General features: G+C 74.8%; 16 protein-coding genes. 5 read left to right on the top strand and 11 right to left on the bottom strand.

What is annotated here, in order from left to right:
• Window positions 1-157: 157 nt before the first annotated feature.
• On the top strand, window positions 158-373 hold the full coding sequence (locus tag ACN9MS_RS00965) for a hypothetical protein (RefSeq protein ID WP_426310316.1): 216 nt from the start codon (window positions 158-160) through the stop codon (window positions 371-373).
• 6 nt (window positions 374-379) lie between these two features.
• Here the strand turns inward: ACN9MS_RS00965 and ACN9MS_RS00960 are convergent, their stop codons facing one another.
• The 9 genes from ACN9MS_RS00960 to ACN9MS_RS00920 all read right to left on the bottom strand — a co-directional run bounded on the left by ACN9MS_RS00960 (window position 380) and on the right by ACN9MS_RS00920 (window position 13,843).
• Window positions 380-2,059 (bottom strand): hypothetical protein, encoded by a 1,680-nt coding sequence (locus ACN9MS_RS00960; RefSeq protein ID WP_426310315.1) that lies wholly within the window; start codon window positions 2,057-2,059, stop codon window positions 380-382.
• 93 nt (window positions 2,060-2,152) lie between these two features.
• Window positions 2,153-3,307 (bottom strand): Gfo/Idh/MocA family protein, encoded by a 1,155-nt coding sequence (locus tag ACN9MS_RS00955; RefSeq protein WP_426310314.1) that lies wholly within the window; start codon window positions 3,305-3,307, stop codon window positions 2,153-2,155.
• Window positions 3,304-4,044, bottom strand: coding sequence for a ThuA domain-containing protein (locus ACN9MS_RS00950; RefSeq protein ID WP_426310313.1), 741 nt, complete (start codon window positions 4,042-4,044; stop codon window positions 3,304-3,306). The genes ACN9MS_RS00955 and ACN9MS_RS00950 overlap by 4 nt, the downstream gene beginning before the upstream one ends.
• Window positions 4,045-4,100: 56 nt before the next feature.
• Window positions 4,101-4,964 (bottom strand): aldose 1-epimerase family protein, encoded by an 864-nt coding sequence (locus ACN9MS_RS00945; protein ID WP_426310312.1) that lies wholly within the window; start codon window positions 4,962-4,964, stop codon window positions 4,101-4,103.
• Window positions 4,965-5,227: 263 nt separating this feature from the next.
• On the bottom strand, window positions 5,228-9,475 hold the full coding sequence (locus ACN9MS_RS00940; RefSeq protein WP_426310311.1) for a glycosyl hydrolase family 28-related protein: 4,248 nt from the start codon (window positions 9,473-9,475) through the stop codon (window positions 5,228-5,230).
• 55 nt (window positions 9,476-9,530) lie between these two features.
• Entirely contained in the window at window positions 9,531-10,496 is a 966-nt protein-coding gene (locus tag ACN9MS_RS00935; protein WP_426310310.1) for an NAD-dependent epimerase/dehydratase family protein, read from the bottom strand.
• Window positions 10,497-10,557: 61 nt separating this feature from the next.
• Window positions 10,558-11,454, bottom strand: a complete 897-nt coding sequence (locus ACN9MS_RS00930; protein ID WP_426310309.1) for a carbohydrate ABC transporter permease — start codon at window positions 11,452-11,454, stop codon at window positions 10,558-10,560.
• Window positions 11,454-12,434 (bottom strand): carbohydrate ABC transporter permease, encoded by a 981-nt coding sequence (locus ACN9MS_RS00925; RefSeq protein ID WP_197088843.1) that lies wholly within the window; start codon window positions 12,432-12,434, stop codon window positions 11,454-11,456. Before ACN9MS_RS00925 ends, ACN9MS_RS00930 begins: the two co-directional genes overlap by 1 nt.
• Window positions 12,431-13,843 carry an ABC transporter substrate-binding protein gene (locus tag ACN9MS_RS00920; protein WP_389275624.1) on the bottom strand — a complete coding sequence of 471 codons (1,413 nt, stop codon included), beginning with the start codon at window positions 13,841-13,843 and terminating at the stop codon, window positions 12,431-12,433. The genes ACN9MS_RS00925 and ACN9MS_RS00920 overlap by 4 nt, the downstream gene beginning before the upstream one ends.
• Before the next feature lie 173 nt (window positions 13,844-14,016).
• Between ACN9MS_RS00920 and ACN9MS_RS00915 the strand changes: the two genes are divergently transcribed.
• From ACN9MS_RS00915 to ACN9MS_RS00900, 4 genes are all read left to right on the top strand, one after another.
• The gene (locus ACN9MS_RS00915) at window positions 14,017-15,378 is read left to right on the top strand and encodes an enolase C-terminal domain-like protein (protein WP_426310308.1); all 1,362 of its coding nucleotides are present in this window, start codon (window positions 14,017-14,019) and stop codon (window positions 15,376-15,378) included.
• 287 nt (window positions 15,379-15,665) lie between these two features.
• Entirely contained in the window at window positions 15,666-16,148 is a 483-nt protein-coding gene (locus tag ACN9MS_RS00910; protein ID WP_426310307.1) for a hypothetical protein, read from the top strand.
• Window positions 16,145-17,242: a peptidoglycan-binding domain-containing protein gene (locus ACN9MS_RS00905; RefSeq protein WP_426310306.1), complete on the top strand. Its 1,098-nt coding sequence runs from the start codon at window positions 16,145-16,147 to the stop codon at window positions 17,240-17,242. The genes ACN9MS_RS00910 and ACN9MS_RS00905 overlap by 4 nt, the downstream gene beginning before the upstream one ends.
• 10 nt (window positions 17,243-17,252) lie before the next feature.
• Window positions 17,253-17,882: an ABC transporter ATP-binding protein gene (locus ACN9MS_RS00900; RefSeq protein ID WP_426310305.1), complete on the top strand. Its 630-nt coding sequence runs from the start codon at window positions 17,253-17,255 to the stop codon at window positions 17,880-17,882.
• A gap of 1,052 nt (window positions 17,883-18,934) precedes the next feature.
• On the opposite strand, the gene ACN9MS_RS00895 is transcribed toward ACN9MS_RS00900, so the two are convergent.
• Window positions 18,935-20,080 carry an ROK family transcriptional regulator gene (locus ACN9MS_RS00895; RefSeq protein ID WP_378233159.1) on the bottom strand — a complete coding sequence of 382 codons (1,146 nt, stop codon included), beginning with the start codon at window positions 20,078-20,080 and terminating at the stop codon, window positions 18,935-18,937.
• A 163-nt stretch (window positions 20,081-20,243) separates the two neighbouring features.
• On the bottom strand, window positions 20,244-21,833 hold the full coding sequence (locus ACN9MS_RS00890; protein WP_426310304.1) for a GH39 family glycosyl hydrolase: 1,590 nt from the start codon (window positions 21,831-21,833) through the stop codon (window positions 20,244-20,246).
• Window positions 21,834-21,853: the final 20 nt, after the last annotated feature.

The raw sequence follows: 21,853 nt of genomic DNA, 5'->3' as shown, positions 1-21,853 counted from the left end.
AGCGGCGGACCGGCTGCAACACTGCCGAAACGCCTCGGACGACCGGGTGAAACGTCGCGGTCGCACGATGGAGGTGCGCCGGGCCCCGAGCCCGGCGCACCAGCATCCGTCCCGACCTCGCGGCCGCACAGCGCGACCGCGACCCGAGGAGGCCCCCGTGCCGGACAACCGCCCGCTCTTCTCCGCCCCGCCGACCCCCGGCCACGCCGACCTCGGGGTGACGCTCGACCTGCGCCCTCGCGAGGAGCCGCAGCGTCGCGCCAACCCTGGCGACGAGCTCACCGTGGACCCGGCCGACCGTCGCCGCCGCGCCCGCGCGGCGCTGCTGGACCTGCGCCGCGACGTGATCCGCCGGAGCGCCAACGGGTGGTGATGCGGGTCAGAGCCGGGCGAGGTCGAACGTCTCCCACGGCCCGACGGCGGTCCGGTTCGCGACGAGCGGCTGCGCACCCCCGCCCTCGGCGCACACGTAGCGGCCGTTGACCTCGGCGCGCAGCGCGACCGCGCCGCCGCCGAGTTCCTCCAGCCGGAACCGTTCCCACGCGCCCACGGCGGCGCGGTTCGCGACGAGCGGCTGGGCGCCCGCGCCCTCGGCGCACACGTAGCGGCCGTTGACGTCGGCACGCAGCGCCACGACCCCGCCGCCCAGCTCCTCCAGCCGGAACCGTTCCCACGAGCCGACCGTCGGTCCGGCCGCGACGAGCGTGCCGCCGTCGGTCTGCCGGGCCTGGACGTACTGCGCGTTCGCGCGTGCCCGAAGGGTGACCAGGCCGGTCACAGGCCCCGGCCCGCCGCCGACGACGGGCGGCGTCGGGCGCACGGCCGTGAGCGCGATCTCGCCGCGGAGCAGGCGGCCGCCGTCGTTCGTGAGGCGCAGGTAGTAGTCCGGGGAGCACGTCGTGCCGTCCTCGTCGAGGGCGCGCATGCCCGACCCGGCGGGCACGTCCGCCGCCGTCGCGGCCGTCTTCGCGATCTGGTTGCCCTCGTTGTACTCGTCGAACATGGAGATGTAGGCGCTCGCGACGCCCGCCCGGGCGTGGTTGTAGAACTGGCGCCACATGAAGTCGCCGTGCGCGCGCTGGCCCTCCTGGAGGTCGCCGGGCAGGACGCACGGCTGGTAGTCGATGCCGAGGCGCACGCACTCCGCGAGGTCGGGGACCGTGGCCCGGGCGGAGAAGTCGTCCGCGCCCGCGACGTTCCCGATCCGGCCGACGAGCCACGGCGAGATCATGTCGAACGACCGGTACACGCCCCCGAACCCGGGCCGCGAGTCGCCCGTCCCCTCGCGCCACCACGTCGGCACGCCGCCCATGACGTAGCACCCCTGCGCCTTGAACCAGTCGACGACCTCCTGGCACTCCTGCGGCGTGAAGGGGCGCTGGGCGTCGTCGAACCCGAAGCCCCAGATGCCGACGACGGGCTTGCCGTTCTGCCGCGCGTACGCGGGCGACGCGACGTGGGCCGACATCTTCGTCGTCCAGTCCTGCGTGATCTGGTTCCGCATCGCGTACCAGTCGCTCACGTCGTACATGACGTAGAACTTCACGCCCGCGCGCTCCGCGGCGGTGCGGGTGCGGCTCGCCATGACGTCCCGCGTCGGGCCCTCGCCGCCGAACGGGTTGAAGCGCTGGAGCGCGGCCGTGTGGATGCCGTTCTCGGCCATCCACCGCAGGTGCGTGTCGACCGTCTGCTGGTCGTACGACGAGAAGAGGCGCGCGGGGCGGCCGTCGCCGAGCGCGGGGAACGCGGTCTGGTACGTCGTCGTGTACTCGCGGACGTCGGGCCACGACTTGATGACGGTGTTGGTGGTCGACGGCGCCTGGTCGGCCTGGCGGGCCCAGTGCCACCACGCGTCGATGGGGGCGCCGTCGCCCCGGCACGCGAACCAGCCCTGGTAGCCGGCGGTGATCTTGCCGACGACGTCACCGGGCGGGCTCACCGCCACGGCGGCGCCCGGGAGGGCAGCTGCGGCCGGGCCGGCGGAGGCGGAGGTGCCGACGGCGGCGGTCGCCGCGGCGGCGGCCGTCAGGCCGAGGAAGGAACGTCGGGTGAAGCTCATGTGCTCAAGTCCGTTTCTCTGGGGGTGCCGGCGCGACGTCGTCGTCACGGTCCCGGCACGGTCGGTCACGTCTCGTGCAGGAGCGTCTCGGAACTACCCCCTCTCGTCGGGGACGGTCGTGAGCGGGACGGCACGCGGGCGGGCGGCGGCAGTGCCGACCTCCACGCGCGCACCCGTGCCCGCGGCGTCGAGCAGCGACTCCATGACGTCGAGCACGTGCAGGGCGAGCCGGCCGCTCGCGCGCGGCTCGACGCCGTCAGGCGTGGCCACGAGGTCAGCGAAGCCGTACCCGCGCCCGGCGCCGGGGAACCCCGCGCCCACGGGGAGCTCGCGCCACACGTCCCCGGTGGCCTCCCGGAGCCGGACGACGCCGTCGAACCCGTTCGGGTCGGGCACCTGGAGCGAGGCCAGCGTGCCGTGGACCTCGATCGGGGGCGCCTGGCTCGCGGGGGCGTCGAAGCTCATGACGAGCGTCGAGAGCGCGCCGGACGCGTGCGTGAGGACTCCCGTGACGTGCGTGTCCACCTCGACCGGGATCTCCTCGCCCGCGCGCAGACCCGAGCCGATCGTGCGCGTGGCGCGCGCCCGGCTCGACGCGCCGACCACGGAGGTCACCGGGCCGAGCAGGTGCACGAGCGCCGTGACGTAGTACGGACCCATGTCGAGCAGCGGCCCGCCGCCCGGGAGGTAGTAGAAGTCGGGGTGCGGGTGCCAGCGCTCGTGGCCCGCGGTGACCATCGTCGCCGTCGCCGCGACGGGCGTGCCGAGCAGGCCGTCGTCGACCACCGCACGTCGTGCGGTCTGGATCCCCGTGCCCAGCACGGTGTCCGGCGCGCACCCGACGCGCACGCCCGCGGCGCCTGCCGCGGCGAGGACCCGGGCCGCGGCGGCCCGGTCCGCGGCGAGCGGCTTCTCGCCGTACACGTCCTTGCCGGCCGCGACCGCAGCGAGCGCCACCTCCTCGTGCGCGGCGGGCGTGGTGAGGTTGAGGACGACGTCGACCTCGGGGTCGCGCACGAGCGCGTCGACGGTCAGCGCACGCGCTCCGCGCTCGGCCGCGACGGCCGCGGCGCGTACCGGGTCGAGGTCGGCGACGGCGACGAGACGCAGGCCGTCCAGACGAGCCAGCGTCGCGAGGTACTGCCCGCTGATCGCGCCGCACCCGACGATCCCGACGCCCGCCGGGCGGCGCCGGTCCAGGTCCGCGGTCGGGCCGGTGGCCGAGCCGGCGTTCGATCCGGCACTCACAGCGCGTGCTCCTGCCGGCTCGCCCAGAGCATCCCGCGCTCGACCATCGTGCGGACGGTCGGGTGCTCGAGGTCCTCGGGCCGGTGCCCGACGGTGCACACGAACACCCGGCCCGCGCCCCACCGGCGGGTCCAGACGGCGGGCGAGGTCGACGGGTCGTGCCAGGGGTCCTCGGGCCGGGCCTCGACGGTCGTCGTCGCGAGGACGTCGTCGTAGTCGTCGGTGAGGACCCAGTACTGCTCGGTGGTGATCTCGAAGTCGTCGAGCCCCGCGACGACGGGGTGGTGGGACTGCTCCGGGACGACGCGCACGCTGTGCGTGACGAAGCTGTCGGTCTCGTCGCCGCGCAGCGGCCCGAGCGGGGTGCCGGGGCCGGCGGAGCGGCGCGGGTGGTGGGCGAACTGGCCGCCGACGAGGTGCGCGTACTCGCTGCTCGCGCGGTAGGAGTCGACGATGCCGCCGTGCCAGCCGACGAGCCCCGTGCCCGCCTCGACGGCGGCGACGAGACCGGCGACCTGCTCGGGGCTGATCTCGCTCATGGTCACGCTCTGCACGACGAGGTCGACCTGCGCCATGGTGCGCACGTCGGCGTACACGGCGGGCGACGGCTCGACGCGCACGACGTACCCCTGCGCGCTGAGGAAGGGGACGAACAGGTCGGTCGTCTCCTCGGGCCGGTGCCCGGACCAGCCGCCGCGGACGACGAGGGCGGTGGGCGGGGACGTGCGGTCGGTCATGCGACGGCCTCCTGGGCGGTCTCGCGCGGGGCGCGGGCTGGGTGGGTGGGCGGCGGTCAGACGCGCTCGACGTCGAACCGCACGGCGTAGGAGACGGACTCGCCCGGCGCGAGGACGGGCAGGGCGCCCGCCTCGCGCGCGGCGACGCGCCCGCCGATCGCGGGCGCGTTCATGGGCTCGAGCCCGAGGACGTTCTGCCCGGGCGCGAACATCTTCCACTGGTAGAGCACGGGCAGCGTCGCGGTCGGGAACGAGACGGTCAGGCGCAGCCCCAGCTCGCGGTTCGTCACGACGGCGCGCCCGGTCCCGGGCGCGAGGTCGTGCCGGTGCACCCGCTGGCGGTAGCCGTCGGCGGGCGCGGTGATCTCGCGCCAGGGGTCGCCGACGGCGTCCGGGCCGTCGGGCTCGACGTGCTGCGACGAGACGTCGAGCTCCGCGGACTCGGAGACGAGCGGCCACCCGAGGTTCGCGTGGTAGAGCACGAGGTGCGGCTCGAGGCGCCACCCCTCGTTGGTCACGGTGTCCTCGACCGTGACGGACGTCGTCCCGAGACCCGCGCGGACCCGGCGCCGCAGCACGAGGTGCTCCTCGTGGAGCGACGCCTGGCGGACGACGCCCTCGACCACGACCTCGTCGCCCACGATTGCCGCGCGCTCCACGCTCGCCGGGATCGACGTGAGGCGACCGTGCTGCGGGAACCGGCGCCCGGCGTCCACGGTCGGCGACCCGACGTGGTCGAGGCCGCACGTGACGAGCAGCCCGCCGCCGAACGTCGTGCCGAAGTCGTCGCCCTGGTAGAGCCCGGGCGCGGCGAGCCCCGCGGGAGCCATCCACGCGAGCGGGACGCCGTGCACCGTGGCCTGGCCGAGGTCGAGCGCGCGGTCGGGCAGCACGTCGAGCTCCAGCCCGCCGCCCGTCACGACGCGCAGCCGCCGCGCGCCCCGGGCCGGGCCGTCGGCGTCGACGAGCCTGGTCGACGCGCGCGACCTGGCCGAGCCACCCGACCCGGCGCCGGAGCTCGGCGGGGTGCGCCCCGTGGATCGTCCCGGGTGCGTCGCCGGCTGCCGTCATGTCGTGCGTCCTCTCCTGCGGGCCTCCTGCGGGCCCGTCCGTGTGGCGGCGGGGTCCGGGTCGCCCCGGACCCCGCCGTCGTGCCGGTCGCGCGGGTGCGCGGCCGGGTGCGTCAGCCGCAGCGCACGGCGTCGTACGGCGCCGTGAGGACGACGTCGCCGCCGCCCGCGGTGACGGTGACCTGCGCGGTGCCCGCCTCGGCCGACGTCGCCCGCGTCGCGAACGACTGGTAGGCGCTCTTCCCCGGTGCGACGTCGTCGACCGTGCGCTCCCCGAACGGCGTCGCCAGGCGCACCGTCACGGGGTCCTCGCCCCCGTTGCGGGCACGGACCGCGACGTACGCGCGGCCCGCGAGGCACCGCCCGGTCGCCTCGACCTCGACGCCGGTCGTCGGGGCGACGACGAACGCGGCCGTGAGCGACGCGTCGCCCGCGAGCGCGAACGCGTACCGCGCGTCGCGGGAGACCACGGCGCCGGAGGCGTCCCGCCAGCCGGCGAACGCCGACCCGTCGGCGGGCTCGGCGACCGCGGCCACCGCGCTCCCGGTCTCGTACCGGCCCGGCTCCGCCTCGTTGCCCTCGACGCGCACTGTCCCCGCGGCGCCCTCGGCGGGGTCCGCCGCGACCGCGAGCGCCGACGTCGCCATGTGGATGGCGAGCGGGTTGACGATCGTCACCGGTCCGCGGCTCGTCGTGCCGTTGAACCGCATGAGGTTGACCACCGTCACGGCGCTCGACGCGTCCGCGTCGACCGTGTGCCCGCCCGGCCCGAGGTTGTCGGTCCCGAGGTTGAAGGCCCGCACGGTGGCGCCGTCGCTCGCGACGATGCCGTCGTGCGTGCCGTAGGCGAACGTGTTGAGCACCGTGAGGTCCTGCGACCCGGTCGCCCGCACGAGGACCTCGCGCTCGCGCGCGACCGGGTCGATGACCTGGCCGAACAGGTCGGCGCCCTCGACCCAGCCCGGGAGCCCGTACGCGAGGCGCGTGATGACGTTGCCGTTCGACAGCACGTTCTCGACCGTCCCGCCCTCGTTGGCGCCGACGTGCACGCCCTCGGAGAGGAAGAGACCGACCGCGCGCCGCACGAGGAAGCCGTCCGCGGCCGCGGTCAGGTCGATCGCGTTCCACGCGTTCGTCAGGCCGACGTTCACGACGTAGGCCCCCGGCGCGTCGCCGCGCACGGCGAACGGGTAGGACCGGACGCCGTCCGGGCCGGCCGGGTTGTTCTCGGGGTGGAAGACCCGCAGCCCGCGCAGGCCCGCGTCCTCGCCCGCGAGGGTGACGAACGCGGTCTCGCCGACCGACGGGTCGGGCGCACCCGGTGCCGCCGGTGCCACGCCGCCCTCGTACGCGAGGAGCACCGTGCCGCCGCTCAGCTCGAGCGAGTCGCGGTTCGCCACGCCCGCCGAGCCGCGCAGCTCCACGCCCGCGGGGACCGTGAGGTGCCCGCGCACGGTGTACCAGCCCGCGGGCAGGTACACGACGCCGCCGCCCGCGGCCGCGGTGTCGTCGAGCGCCGCCTGGATCGCGACGGTCGCGTCGACGTCGGAGAACTGGCCGGGCGTGCGGGGCACGTCGTACGGCGCCTTCGTCACGTCGACGAGCCGCTCGGCCGGGCGCGGCGCGAGGACCGGCTCCGGCCTCGCGGGCACGCCGCCGTCCGGCCCGTCGAGGACGTGGACCGTCCCCTCCAGGGCACCCGTCACGTCCGTGCCCGTGAGCTTGACGTAGCCGCCCGACGTGTTGCGGACCGCGGCCTCCGAGCCCTCCAGGGTCCCGCCCGCGAAGGCGGTGCCCCAGCGGTCGTCCGAGACCTCGACCTGGACGGCGACGTCCGTGCGGCGCACGTCGGTGTCGAGGAACGAGCCAGTGAAGCTCGCCCGCTGACCCTTGACGATGCGGATGCCGACCGCGTAGTCCGCGACCGAGATCCCGGAGAACTCGTCCCACTCGAGGTCGCCGAGCACCAGGCCCGTGCCGTGCTCGCGCGTCCACGCGTCGAGGACGGCACGCTCCGGGGCGTCGTACGCGGCGCCCGCGCCGGCCCACACGCCGTTGTCGAACGTCACGTCCTGCCACGTGCCCACGTCGGCGCCGTTGTAGGCGACGACGCCCTCGAGGAGCGCGGTCCCGACGACGTCGCGCACGTTCGCGATCTCGTGCACCTGGGAACCCGGGCCGCCCTCGCCGCGGTCGTGCGCCATCGTGGAGATCCCGATGCCGCGGTACGAGTTGAGCATCGTCACGTGCTCGACGCTGCTCATCATGTAGTTCTGCTCGCCCTGCCACGCGCGCCCCGGGAGCTCGACCGTGAAGCCGTAGGGCACCGGGTCCGCGGCGTCCTGGCCGGGGTAGTACGTCGTCACGCCGACGACGCCCGCGTTCCCGCCCACGCGGAACAGGCTCGGGCCGTCGTCGCCCGACGGCAGGTCCGCGACGACCACCGTCCCGTCGAGCGGGTCGGCGTCCGGCGAGATCGCGCGGTCGGGGTGGTCGCCGCGCAGCGTGCAGTGCGGGAGCACCTCGAGCGTGCCCGTCACGCGGTACGTGCCCGCGGGGAGCCACACCGTGCCGCCCGTCGCGTCCTGGCACGCGTACAGCGCCGCCTGGATCGCGGCGGTGGAGTCGGCCTCGCCCGTGGGGTCGGCGCCGAAGTCCGTGACCACCTGGTCCGCGACCACGACGTCCTCCGTCGGGAACACGGTCTCGACGAGGCGGGGGTCGACCGGGACGGCCGGGGCCCGGCGCACCTCGAGGTCGGTCAGCGCGAACGTCGCGCGCTGCGTCGCCCGCTCGTCGAGCGCGAGGCGCACGTAGCGCGCGTCGACGGGCTCGAACCGGGTGCGCACCCCCGTCGCGTCGATCGCGCCGGCGCTCGCGACCTCGTCGTAGGTCGTGCCGTCCGTCGACACCTCTACGCGGTAGACGTGCGCGTAGTCCGGGGTCCAGCGCACCAGCACCTCGTCGATCTCGCTGACGGCGCCCAGGTCGACCTGGACCCACTCGTCGTCGCCGTCGCGCGCGGAGACCCACGCGGTGCCGCGGTCGCCGTCCGTCGCCGCCGCGGCGGGGCCGCCCGAGCTCACGGTCACGGGCTTGCCGCGCGCGAGGTCGGTCGTGACCTGCGACCCGAGGAAGTCCTCGAGAGCGTCCTCGAGCGCCGTCGTCGCGGCGTCCACCGCGTCGCCGTTCGCGCCCGGGTCCTGCGCGACGGCGTCCGCCGCGTCGATCGCGGTGCGCAGGTCGGCGCGCGATCCCGCCGGGTACTGGCCGTCGCGCTCGCCCTCGCGGGCGGCGGCGTACGTGACGTCGGCCCGCTCGACGAGGCGGCGCAGCGCGATCGCCGGGTCGACCTCGCGCGGGACGACCGTCACCGCGAGGGAGTCGATCCGCACGTCCTGCGCCGACCCCTCGACCGACAGCCGGAAGTCGGAGCCGTTGGAGCGGTTGGTGAGGATCGCGTCGTCGAGCAGCCACGAGCGCGAGACCCACGAGCCGTCGGTGCCGAGCGCGAGGCGCGGGGACGGCTTGAACATGTGCGGGATCGTGTCGCCCGGCGAGTCGTACTGGAGGAACATGTCGCCGCCGCCCTGCTGCACGGTCGCGTCGACGAGCACGCGGTCGCGCGTGTCGAGCGCGTACGCGTCCGACACGTTGGCGTACACGAAGTTCGTGCCCTGGGCCCGGCCGGTCTGCCAGTACCCGCGACCGTCGGCCGTGCCCGTGACGAGGCCCGCCGTGGCGTCGCCGGCGCGCACGGAGATCCCGCGCTCGGCGACGGTCGGGCCGAGGTCGACGCTCGTGCCCTGCGCGACGACGCGCACGGACGCGACGGAGAGCTCGCCCTCGGCGGCGGCGAGCGACACCTCGGGCTCGCCGCCCGCCTGCGTGCCCGGTCCCAGCGCCCCGGCGGGGAGCGCGACGACGGTCGACGTCCAGCCGTCGCCGTCGGCGTCCGCCTCCGGCGCGCCCGCGCCCGCACCGACCACCGAGCCGTCGGCCGCGGTCGCGACCACCTGCTCGCCCGCGCGGTGGTCCACCACGAGGTACCCGGGCACGTCGGCGAGGCGCCCGACGTACGCGTCCGCGACGTCGAGCGCGATCCGCTCGGCGCCCGCCGCGGCGTCGGTGCGCCAGAAGGCGCGGCCGCCCTCCTCGCCCGTGTCCTGCGCCCCGGCCGTCGGCGCGGTCGCGACGGCGATCCCGTGCGTGCGCGGGGTCGTCGACAGGTCGGCGCCCACCCCGACCGGGTAGCGGTCGACGTCGACCACCGGGCTCGCGGCGGCCGGGGCCACGAGCCCCGTCACCGCCATGACGAGGGCCGCGCCGGTGGCGACGACCCGTCCTGCTCCAGCATGCATGCTCATCCTCAACACCCTTGTTCTCGGACTGACTGACGCGTGCGTGCTCAGGGGGTCAGGCGCTCACCCCCTCGGCCGGCGCCTCGGTCGCGGGGTCGAGCGCGTCGCCCGTGCGCCAGTCGTGGCGCGGGACGAACCCGAACAGCTCGCGCACCGCGGTCGTGTCGATGACGGACGCGAACCCGTCGAGGGGCCGCGTCACGCGCGAGCCCGGGTGGAACCGCTCGAGGAGCTCGGCCGTCGGGACGTCGCTCGTCGTGTCGGGCGCGGCGACGTTGACCACGTGGTGGCCGGTGACGCCCGACTCGAGGATCGCGCGGACCACGTCCACCGCGTCGCGCGTGTCGAGCCACGTCCACAGCTCCTGCCGGATCGCGCCCGGGTCGCGATGCGCGAGGTCGACCCACTCGCGCAGCCGGTCGCCCGACCCGACGAACGGCATGCGCAGCATCGTCGTCGGCAGGTCGTAGCGGCGCGTGACGTACTCCCCCACCTGCTCGGACAGGAGCTTCGACAGCGCGTACGCGTCCACGGCGACCGACTCCTGCGCCTCGTCGACCGGGACGTACGCGGGCGAGAGGTGGCGGCCGGCCCACGGGTAGCCGTAGGCGGAGAACGACGACGCCGCGACGGCGACCCGCACGCCCGCCCGGCCCGCGCCGTCGAGCACGCAGAACGCGCCCTGCACGTTCTGAGCGACCGTCTCGTCGTCGGGCACCTGGCCCGGCGAGGCGATCGCCGCGAGGTGCACGACGCCGTCGACGGCGGGCGCGTCCGGACCCTGCCCCGCACGGAGCGCGGAGTCGACGAAGGCCGCGTCGCGCGTGTCGCCGACGAGGCTCACGACGGCGGCGGGCGCGTCGAACGGCGCGCGGTCGGTGGCGACGACGCGGTACCCCGCGGCGGCAAGGCGTGGGACGGCGACCCGCCCGATGACCCCGGCGGCCCCCGTGACGAGGAGCGTGGCCCCGGGCAGGAGGGCGGGCCCGATGGGCACGTCGGTGGACGTGGTGGAGTTCATGGCGTGGTTCCGATCTGTGCGGTGGTGCGTGCTGCGCGGTCGGGGCCGGGGGCCCCCGGGGTCACCCCTTCACGGCACCCACCAGGCCGTTGACGAAGTACCGCTGCGTCGCGAGGAAGAGGATGATCACCGGGATCACGACGATCAGCGCGCCCGCCATGAGCTGGTTGTACTGGACGACGTTCGACGACTGGAGCTGCTGGAGCGCGATGGGGAGCGTGAACGTCGACGGGTCGTTGAGCGACACCCGCGACAGCAGGTACTCGTTCCACGTGGGGATCGCGGTGAGCAGCGCGATCGTGATGATCGCGGGCCGCGCGAGCGGCACGTAGACGCGCGCGAAGATGCGCAGCTCGCCCGCGCCGTCGACCCGCGCGGCGTCCCGCAGCTCCCCGGGCACGGACCGGAACGCGTTGGTCAGCAGCAGGATCGACAGCGGCGCGGTGCCGTTGACGAACGGCAGGATGAGCCCCAGGTGCGTGCCGAGGATCCCGAGCTGGTTCTCGAGCAGCACGATCGGCAGGAGCGTCACGACGCCCGGCACGAACAGCAGCACGAGGAACAGGCGGAAGAACGCCTGCCGCCCCGGGAAGCGCAGCACCGCGAACGCGTACGACGCGGCCGAGTACACGACGACGACGCCGAGCGTCGTCAGGCCCGTCACCTTGACGCTGTTGAGGAAGTAGTCGAAGAAGTGCAGCCGGCTCCAGGTGTCGACCAGGGTCGACAGGGTCGGCTCGGCGGGGATGAGGTTGCCCCCGCCCATGACGATCTCCTGCTGCGTCTTGAACGCGGCCGAGACCATCCACAGGAACGGGTACAGGCTCACGACGGCGTACCCGACGAGGAGCACGCCCACCACGACGCGCGCGACGACCACCTTGGCGGGGGTGCCGCGACGGCGCGGGGTGAGGGCGGGCGCGTCCGGGAGCTGCGTGCGGTCGGCGACGGTGGTCATCACTTCTCCCTCGTGACGCGCTGGTTGACGATCGCGACGGCGAGCGCGGCGAAGAACAGGAGCCAGCCGAGCGCGCTCGCGAGGCCGAGGGTCGGGGCGAGCTGCTGCTGGAACGCGAGGTCGTACGTCTCCAGGCCGAGCACGTTGGTGCGACCTGCCGGGCCGCCGTTCGTCATGATGAGGAAGATCTGGAAGCCCTGGAGCGCGTCGCGCACGTTGAGCAGCATGATGACGGCGGTCGTGCCCTTGAGGAGCGGCAGCACCACGGAGAAGTTGGTGCGCCACCACCCGGCGCCGTCGAGCTGGGCCGCCTCAAGCACGGACGAGTCGATCGACTGGAGACCCGTCAGGTACAGGAGCATCGCGACCGGGACCCCGGACCAGACCATGATGACGATGAGCGTCGGCAGCGCCGTGGACGGGTTGCCGAGCCAGCCCTGCGGCTGCGCGAGGCTGCCGAGGCCGAGCGCGCGCAGCAGGAGGTTGATCGCGCCGTTGGGCTCGAGCACGTACTGCCAGGCCATGTAGACCGCGATGCCCGCCGTGACGTACGGGACGAAGTAGACGGACCGCAGGACACCGGCGAACCGGCGCGCCTGGTTGAGCACGATCGCGAGCGGGAACGCGACCGCGAGGATGAGGATCGGCACGGCGATCATCACGACGAGCGTGTTGAGCGCGGCGCGGTGCACGACCGGGGCGTAGATCGGGCTCGCCCACAGCAGGTCGGCGTAGTTCTTCAGCCCGACCCACTCCCACGTGGGCGTGAGGCCGTTCCAGCGCACGAACGAGAGCTGGGCGCCGAAGAAGAGCGTGTACACGCCCATGACGAGGAACAGCAGGAGCGCGGGAGCGATGAAGACGTAGCCCCACGCCACCTCCTTGCCGCGGTAGCGCATCTTCTGCCGGCCGCGGCGCCGGCCGCCGCCGACGCTCCCGTGGGCGGGAGCGTCGGCGGCGATCGTCGCGGGGGTGGTCACTTCGACTGCGACCAGAACGTGTCGATGAGCGTGGCCACGGTGGTCGAGACGGCCGCGACGTCCTGCGTCGCGAGCGGCGTCAGCTCCATGACGGCGTCGCCCACCTGGGCCGCGTCGTACGCGGCGGGGCGGTACGACGTGTCACCCGGGTTGTAGGCGTTCTCGCCCTCGCCGAACGCGCCGATCATCGCGCCGAGGACCGGGCCGACCGTCGAGGACGGGTCGTCACCGAGGTCGACCGGCGGGACGTCGAGCGCGTCCTTGGCGAACGTGGCCGCCACGTCCTGCTCGGACAGGTACTTGATCCACTGGAGCGCGCCGTCCTTGTTGCCCGTGGTCGCGGAGACCGACAGGCCGGTGAGGCCGAACGGGGCGAGCTGGAGGTCGTCGATCGCGCCGCCCTCGGGGGCCGGGACCGGGAAGGTCACGATGTTCTCGGCGTCCATGCCGTTCTGGGCGAGGAAGGCGAGGGTGAACGTGCCGCCGATGTCGAACGTCGACTTGCCCTGCGCGAACGCGATGTCCGCGTCGTCGATCGTCAGCGACTGCGTGCCCGGCATCCAGTAGGGCTGGATCTGGTTGTACGTCTCCAGCACCTTGACGCCGTTGGGCGACGCGAAGTTCTTGGCCGGGTCCTGGCCGAACAGGGCGCCGAAGTCGTCCTTGCCGAGCTGGCCGTAGGCCATCGGCTGCATGAGCCACTCGAGGCCCGTCGTGGACGACTGGAAGCCGATGCTCACGCCGCCGTCGTCGGGGTTCGTCTTCTTGACGGCGTCGAGCGCCGCGACGAACTCCTCCCACGTCTTGGGGGCCTCGGTGACCCCCGCCGCCTCGAGGCGCTCCTTGTTGGCGTAGACGATGCCGAACGTGCCGATCGTGAAGGGCACGGAGAACCGCTGGCCCTCCTCGATCCCCGCGGTCTTGGAGCCCTCGGCGAGCGACTGCTCGTAGTACGCCGGGGTGACGGTCCCGTCCTCCGCGACGGCGGGCAGGAAGCGCGAGCTCCAGTCGTCGTCGACGTCGTCGGACAGGTCCTCGAGCAGCCCGGCGCCCCCGAACGTGAAGTCGTCGCCGTGCGTGTGGACCTCCATGACGTCGGGCAGGTCGCCCGTCTGCGCGGCCGCCTGGACCTTGGTGATGAACGCGTCGTCGGGGGTGTACGCCTGCACGTCGACCGAGATCCCGGTCTCCTCCTCGAACGTCTTCGCGGCGTTCTGCAGGGGCTCGACGTGGGACTGCTTGAAGGTCCACATGGTCAGGCTGTCGGGGTCGCCCTCGCCGGAGCCGCCGCCGTTGCCGCCGCCACCGGCCGGCCCGCTGCACGCGGCGAGCGCGCCGGCGAGCAGGGCGGAGGTGGCGATGGTCGCGGTGATGCGGGCGGGGAACGGACGACGTCGGTGTCGGTTCACGGGATGCCTCTCGGTCCACGGGCGACGCCGGGGCAGCGTCGCGGTTCCGGAAACATAAATCAATTCGATGTACAGTGTCAACGACGGCGACCGGACACCCTGTTGTCCCGGCCCCGTCCACCGTCGCGCGGACCGTCCCGCGCACTCCCGAACCCCGCGGAACGAGGTCACCGATGACAGCAGCGCAGCAGCCCGGCACGGACGGCACCGGAGCCGACCTCCCCGAGGTCGGGACCGAGGTAGCCCGCGAGGTCGCCCGGGAGGTTCTCGCCCCTGCGCCGTGGGCTCCCGAGCGCTCGGGCTCCGGGGACCAGGGCCTGCGGATCACCGCGGTGCGCACGTTCCTCACGGGCCCGCAGGGCTGCCCGTACGTCGTGGTGCGGGTCGAGACCAACCAGCCCGGCCTCTACGGGCTCGGCGACGGCAGCGACCCGCAGCGTCCGCTCGCGACGCGCACCGTGATCGACGAGTACCTCGGCCCGATGCTCGTCGGACGCGACCCCTCCGACATCGAGGACCTCCACCGCCTGCTGCTCAACAGCGGCTACTGGCGCGGCGGCTCGATCGAGCACAACGCGCTCGCGGCCGTCGACGTCGCGCTCTGGGACCTCAAGGGCAAGGTCGCCGGCCTCCCCGTCCACCAGCTCCTCGGCGGGAAGGCCCGCGCCTACGCCGACGCGTACACGCACGTCGACGGCGCCGACGCCGCCGAGGTCGCCGAGAAGGTCCTCGCCGCCGTCGAGCGCGGCTACCGGCACGTGCGCGTCCAGGTCGCCGTCCCCGGCCGCGACACCTACGGCACGGCACCGCGCGACGAGGCCGAGGCCGCGCGCCGTCGGGCCCGCACCGACCGCTGGGACACGCTCGCCTACCTGCGCCACGTGCCCGGCATCCTCGCCGACGTGCGCGACCGCGTCGGGCCGGACGTCGAGCTGCTCCACGACGCCCACGAGCGCATGACCCCCGCCGAGGCCCGGCAGTTCGTGCGCGCCGTCGAGGACGCCCACCTGTTCTTCCTCGAGGACGCGCTCGCGCCCGAGGACGCCGCCCACTTCCCCGAGCTGCGCGCCGCGGGCACCACCCCTCTCGCGGTCGGCGAGCTCTACCACGACCCCCGCGCCTACCTCCCGCTGGTCGCGGGCCGGTCGATCGACTTCGCCCGCATCCGCATCCCCACGCTCGGCGGGCTCACCCCCACGCGCAAGCTCGTCGCCGTGTGCGAGATGTTCGGGGTGCGCACCGCGCCGCACGGGCCGGGCGACGTCACGCCCGTCGGGATGGCGGCCAACATGGCGCTCAACATCTCCTCCCCCGCGTTCGGCGTCCAGGAGGCCGCGACCTTCCGCGACGCGACGCTCGAGGTCTTCCCCGGCGCCCCCGTCCCGACCGGCGGCCACCTGCTCGCGCCCGAGGCGCCCGGCCTCGGCGTCGACTTCGACGAGGCCGCGGCCCGCCGCTACCCCGTCGGCGCCCCGCTCGAGCACGACCGCTGGGCGCTCCTGCGCGCCACCGACGGCAGCGCCCACCGCGCCTGACGCGACGACGGGACCCGGTGCCCGCCAGCCGGGTCCCGTCGGACTGCCCGGCGCACGTCGAGCGCGGGGCTCTGGCCGCTGCGTCGCGCCCGCGGGAGAGCTCGACGTTTTGTTTTGCGGGTTGTGCAATATGGTGCGAGCCCCTACCTTGAGCCCCACTGTCCGATGTTCGACGACGAACGTTGAGGGGAAGCAGTGACTCGTCCCGGAACGACGCGGGCCTCGGTGCCCGCCGCGGTGTGATGGTGTGCCCCTCCCGTCGTGCGGGTGCCTTCGTCGGAGTCCTCGTGGGGACGCTGTTGCTGGCCGGTTGCGGCGGCACCGGCTCCGACGACATCCCACACTTCGACGCGATCAATGCCGACGAGGACCTCTCCTCGGCCGGTCCGGAGCAGCGCGAGGCCCTGATGGACGGCGAGGTGTCCCAGGACGAGTACACGGCGGGGTTCGAGCGGTTTCGGGCGTGTCTGCGCGCTGAGGGCTACGAGCTGCGTGACGTCGAGCTCGTCGGGGTGGTGTGGCAGGGCGGGATCCCGGCCGAGGCCGTCGACTCCGGCGTCGAGAAGACCTGCTACGACCGCGACCTCAAGTTCGTCGACGTCGTCTGGCAGACCTCGAACCAGGAGGAGACGTCGCTGCTGGACGCCCTGAGGTACTGCCTGCAGGAGCGCGGGCTGGGCGTCCCGTCGACGCTCGCGGAGGCGCAGAGCGCCGTGGCCGGCGCCGGGCTGGACGAGGCGTCGTGCGTCGCGGAGTACGACGCCCTGTGAGGAGCGACCGGTCCCGTGGCTGGGTGCGCCTGGTGCCGTTGGTGGCGCTGTGGGCCGTGCCCGTGGTCGCCGTCGCCGTGGCGTTCCCGCTCGTCGACGCCGCGGAGGAGCGGAGCGTCGCGGTGCCGGCGCCGACGGTCGTCGAGGTCGGCGCCCGTTCCGACGACGGACGGACCGCGGTCGAGGTCGCGACGGTGCGCGCCGTGGCTCCCGAGGTCCGCGCTCCCGCGGGGGGAGTCGTCACCGCGCTCACCGAGGCGGGTCCCGTCGTGGCCGGGCAGGCGCTGTTCGCCGTCGACGGCGTCGACGTGCTCGCGTACCGCGGCGAGCCGCTGTGGCGCGACCTGCGCCCGGGTGACCGCGGACCGGACGTGCGCGCGCTCGGGGACTACCTCGTGTCGCTCGGGTACCTGGACGCGGACGGCGTCGACGACCGGTTCGGCCCGGCGACGCGCGAGGCCGTCCGGGCGCTCCAGGATCGCCTCGGGGTGCCCCGGGACGGGGAGTTCCGCCTCTCGTACGTGGTACGCGTCGACGACGCCGTGCCGGCGGTCACCGGTCCGCTCGTCGCCCTGGGCGACCGGGTCGAGGCCGGCGACGCGGTGCTGGCGGGCTCGCAGCCCGTGGAGGCGCTGACCGTGGCCTCGATCGCCGAGGGCGGCGGCCTCGGCCGGCTCGCCCGGGAGCCGGTCGTGCTGCGCCTGGGCGAGGTCGAGGTGCCGATGTCGAGCGCGTCGCCCCAGGGCGCCGAGCTGGACGGCGTCGTGGCGGCGCTCGAGGAGGCCGCTGCCGCGGGCACGCTCGAGCGGATCGCCGGCGAGCCGACGTCGATGGTGCGCTACCGGGGGGCGGTCCTCGCGCTCCAGGACCCGGCGGAGCGCGGTGCCGTCCCCTCGACGGCCGTGCGCGTGGACCACGACGGCACGACGTGCGTCCTGCTGAGCGACGGCTCCACGACCGCGGCGCAGCCCCGCCGGCTCGAGGTCGCGGAACCCGGGAACGAGCTCGCCACGGTGCTCGTCGACGCCGACCTCGTCGGCTCCCGCGTGCTGCGCGACGCGACGCAGGCCACCGGCACGTCAGGGTGCGGGTAGCGCCGTGCGCGTGGACGTGATCGATGCCGCCATCGCGTTCGGGCCCGTCCCGGTGTTCGCCGGGCTGACCGCGACGTTCGAGCCCGCGCGCGTCACCGCGCTCGTCGGACCGTCGGGGAGCGGCAAGTCGTCGCTGCTCGCCGCGGTCGCGGGGTACCAGCCGCTCGCGACCGGGCGGATCGAGCTCCACGGGATCGACGGAGCGCCCCGACCACCCTCGCCCGGCGTCGTCGCCTGGGTACCCCAGGGGTCCAACGCGCTGGGACGCCGCTCGGTCCTCGACAACGTCCTCGTCGCGCCGCTCGCGGCGGGCCGCCCCGGACCGGAGGCCCGGGAGACCGCGCGCGCCGCGCTCGACCAGGTCGGGCTCGCGGACCGGGCCGGCGAGCAGGCCCGACGCCTGTCCGGCGGCGAGCTCCAGCGCGTCGCGCTCGCGCGCGCCCTCGCGTCGGGCAAGGAGCTCATCCTCGCCGACGAGCCGTCGGCGAACCTCGACGCCGCCAACACCGAGCTCGTCGCCCGGATCCTCGCCGGCCTCGTCTCGCACGCGACGATCGTCGTCGCGACCCACGACCCCGTGCTCGTCGCCGCCGCCGACGCGACCGTCCCGCTCCGGCGCGAGGCGGTCGTCCGTGCGTGACGGCTGGCGCGTCGCCGACCTCGCGCGCGAGGCCCTGCGCAACACCGTCGGTCGCTCCGCACGGCTGCTTCCCGTGGTCGCGCTGGCCGTCATCCTCGGGTCGGGCACCGCCGCCTTCGTCGCGCTCGAGACCGCGTCGCTCCGGGGCGAGCTGGACGACCTCGCCGGGCGCGGGCGGGGCGTCGTGAGCTACATGCAGGCCAACCCGGACCAGCCCGCCCTCGTCTCGCGCTCCTCGTGCGAGGCGCTCGCGGGAGCGCCGGGGGTCGAGGCCGCGGGCGCCGTCGTGCCGGGCGGCAGCGCGGAGGTCGTGCCGGTCGGCCCGGACGTCCCCGTGCAACGTGCGTCGACCACCCTGGTCCCCGGGCTCGCCGACGTCGACACGCTCGTCGACGCGGGCCTGCTCGACCGCGCCGGACCGGCGGACCAGCGCGTGCGCGTCGGCGCCGAGACGCTCGACTCCGCGCGGACCCCGGACCTGCGCGAGGGTGTCGGGGCGGGGCGCTCCCTGACCGTGCCGCTCCGGCCCGACGACGCCCTCGTCGAGCGCTGTGTCGTCGTGCTCGATCCCCTCGTGGCCCTCGACGACGTCGCCGCGACCCAGATCGCCGCGCTGCACGTGAGCGGCAACGCCGTGGTCGGCACCGAGGCGCTGCGGGCGACGAGCGACCCGGTGCAGGCGTTCCTCGACCGGCCGAGCCGCTTCCTGCCCGTGCTCCTGGGGCTCCTGGGTGCCGTCACCACCGCCGTCACGTACCGGCTGCGCGCGAGCGAGCTCGCCGTATACCGGCTCTCGGTACGTCCGCGCGCTCGCTGCTGGTCCTCGTCGCGCTCGAGACCCTGCTCGTCACGGGCGTCGCCGCGACGGCGGCGACGCTGGCCGCCGTCGCGCTCCACGCCCGGTACCTCGATCCGACGACGCCCGTCCTGTGGGGGCTGGTCCTCGCCGGGACCTGGGCCGTCGTCACCCTCGCCGCGACCGCGGACCTCGCGCTCCGGCGCCCGACGGACCTCGCGAAGGACCGCTGACCCCGGTCGGCGGGACCTCGCCCTCAGCCGAGGAGGAGGGCCTGGGGCTGGGGCGAGAGGGTCTGGTCGAGCACGAGGCAGGCGGCACCGACGGCACCGACGTCCTCGCCGAGGTGCGTGCTCACGACGCGGATGTCGTGCATCTTGTCGACGAACGGCGAGCTGGAGATCATCGGCTCGACGGTCGCGAAGAACCGCCGCGAGAGCAGGGGCCAGTTGGGACCGCCGAAGACGACGAGCTCGGAGTCGAGGAGGGCCGCGGCGGCGGCGACTCCCGTGCCGACGCGGCGCGCCCAGCGGTCGATGATGCCCTGCGCGCCGCGCTCCCCCGCCGCGGCGAGGTCGACGAGCCGGGCGAGCTGCTCGCCCTCGACGCTCGGGCCGCGTCCCGGGACGGCGTCGAGCACGCCTGCCGAGACGGCCTCGTTGACCAGGGCGCGCGTGGTGCAGTTCGCGTCGAGGCCGCCGACCTCCCCGGCGTTGCCCGACGCGCCGCGCAGCACGACGTCGTCCACGACCACGCCCATGCCCGACCCGGCGCCGAGGTAGAAGAACAGGAAGTTGCCGGAGTGGGTCGCAGCCCCCGCCCACCGCTCGGCGACGGCGGCCGCGATGACGTCCTTGTCCATGAGAACAGGGAGCCCGGTCGCCTCGGCGAGGCGGTCGCGCAGCGGGACGCGCCCCCACCCGACCAGCCGGGGCGGGTCGACGACGGACCCGGTCGCGAGGTCGATCGGGCCGGGCACCGCGATGCCGAGACCGAGGATGCGGTCCCGGTCCGCGCCGGACGCGTCGATGACGGCGTCGATCGTCTCGGCCATCGCGGCGATGGTCGACTCCTGGTCGACCACGGCCGGCGTGGGCCGCCGGAGGCTGTGGACGACGCGCCCCGCGAGGTCGAGCACGACGTACGTGACGACCGCCGGGTCGAGGTGGACGCCGAGCGCGTACCGGCCGCCGGGCACGATCTGGAGCACGGTGCGCGGCTTGCCGGCGCGGCCGCTCTTCTTGCCCGCCTCGGTGACCAGCCCGGCCTCCAGGAGGCGGCGGCAGATGTTCGACACGGTCTGGGCCGACAGACCCGTCGCACCGGCGAGCTCGACGCGGCTCAGCCCCTCGGGCGCGCGGCGGATCGCGTCGAGGATGACCGACTCGTTGAAGTCCCCCATGCGCGGCAGGTTGGTCCCGCGGCGCACCGCGGACTGCGCGGCCGCCTGCTGGTCCGCCTGGTCGATCGTCACGCCCTGCCTCCTTGCTCGCGCCCGGTCGACGACGACCGGGCCGGGCGCCCGCCCCGCCACATCTTCCCACCGGCGCGCACGATCGGGCCCCTCACGCGACCTGTCGGGCGAGGAGGAGCGACCAGGGCGCGAGCGCGCGCTCGACCCGCAGGACGCCGTCGGCCGGGACGACGACGGACTCGCGCCGCGTCGCGCGGGCCGCGGCGTCGAGGAGCGCGGTCTGCTCGCGCGTCGGGGACGACGGCGCGCCCATCGCGCGCCACGCGGCGACCGGGTTCGCGTGCTCGGGGTCGAGCGTCTCGAGCTCGACGACCGCGCCGGGTGCGAGCCCCTCGACGACGAGCGCGACGTCGCGCGGCGAGCCGGCCGCCTCCGTCGCGTCCGCGACGGTGCGGTCGTCGAACGAGGCGGGGACCGAGCGCGTGACCTCGGCCGGGTAGTGGTGCACGAGGGCCGTGACGCGGCCGGTCGCGTCGTCGCGCGTCACGACGCCGTCGTCGGCCGTCGCGAGGAGGGTGCCGCCGAGCGCGTGCAGCATGCGGTAGGCGTGGAACGTCGGCTTCGGCACGCCCTGGAGCGTGATCATGCCGAACCCGCCGTGGAACATCTCGTCGCCCGCCCCACCCTCCTCGAAGACGTCGGTGAACGTCCAGTACGCGAGCGAGTCGACGGTGCCGATCGAGCGGAGCACGGACCGGACGACGTACACGGCGGCGGGGACCGAGTCGTGCGTGAAGTCGCGCGGGGACGACGACGAGTTCCACTCGGTGAGGTGGATCTCCGCGTCGGGGAACGCGCTCGCGTCCACGAGGCGGCGCAGGAGCGCGAGGTCCTGGGGGGTCGCGTCGACCTCGCGCGTCAGGCGCGCGCCCTGGCCGTGCTCGTCGAGCGCCCAGTCCGTGGGGTACGGGTGGGTCGAGACGAAGTCGACGGGCAGGTGTTCACGCTCACAGAAGTCGAGGAACGCCTCGAGCCAGACCGGCTTCCAGTCGAGGGAGTCGAGGTCGGCGCCGAGCGTCGCCTCGTGCACCTGGAAGTCCTCGGTCTCGCCGTCGAAGCGGGCGTCGGGCACGAAGTTCGACGTCGCGGGGCCGCCGACGCGCAGGCGCTCGTCGACCGCCTTCACGGCGCGGGCCGAGGCCGCGTAGAGCGCGAGGTACTCGCTGCGCGTGCCGCGGAAGAAGCCGCGCAGGTTGGCCTCGTTCCACACCTCGAAGTACCACGCGCGGACCTCGGCGAGGCCGTAGCGCGCGACCCAGTGCTCGACGAGCGAGCGCACGAGGAACGACCACCGGTCGAGGTCGACGGGCGGCGCGCCGTGCGCACCCCACCAGAACACGGTCTCCGTCTCCCGGGCGAGCGCGCGCGGGCTGAAGCCGAGCTCGACGAACGGCCGCACCCCGGCGTCGAGCAGCGCGTCGAAGAGCGCGTCGACGTACTGGAAGTTGAGGACGGGCGTGCCGTCCTCGCGCTCGGTGTAGACGAACATGTCGTCGTGCAGGAGGCCGTGGAACCGCACGTACTCGAACCCGCACTCGGACCGCACCGCGGCGAGGTGGCGCTGCCAGTCGGCGCGCAGCCCCTCGTTCGCGCGCCCGGCGCCGACGACCGTGCTCCAGAAGTGGGTCAGGGGTCGCCCCGCCTCCGTCGCGCTCGCGTGCAGGGTGATCGGCTCGGCCACTCGTCCTCCTCGTCGGGTGC

This window comes from Cellulosimicrobium sp. E-16 (genome assembly GCF_049913115.1).
Taxonomy (GTDB): Bacteria; Actinomycetota; Actinomycetes; order Actinomycetales; family Cellulomonadaceae; genus Cellulosimicrobium.
Note: the sequence above shows the minus strand (reverse complement) of the source record. Positions and strands in the feature narration are given on the sequence as shown.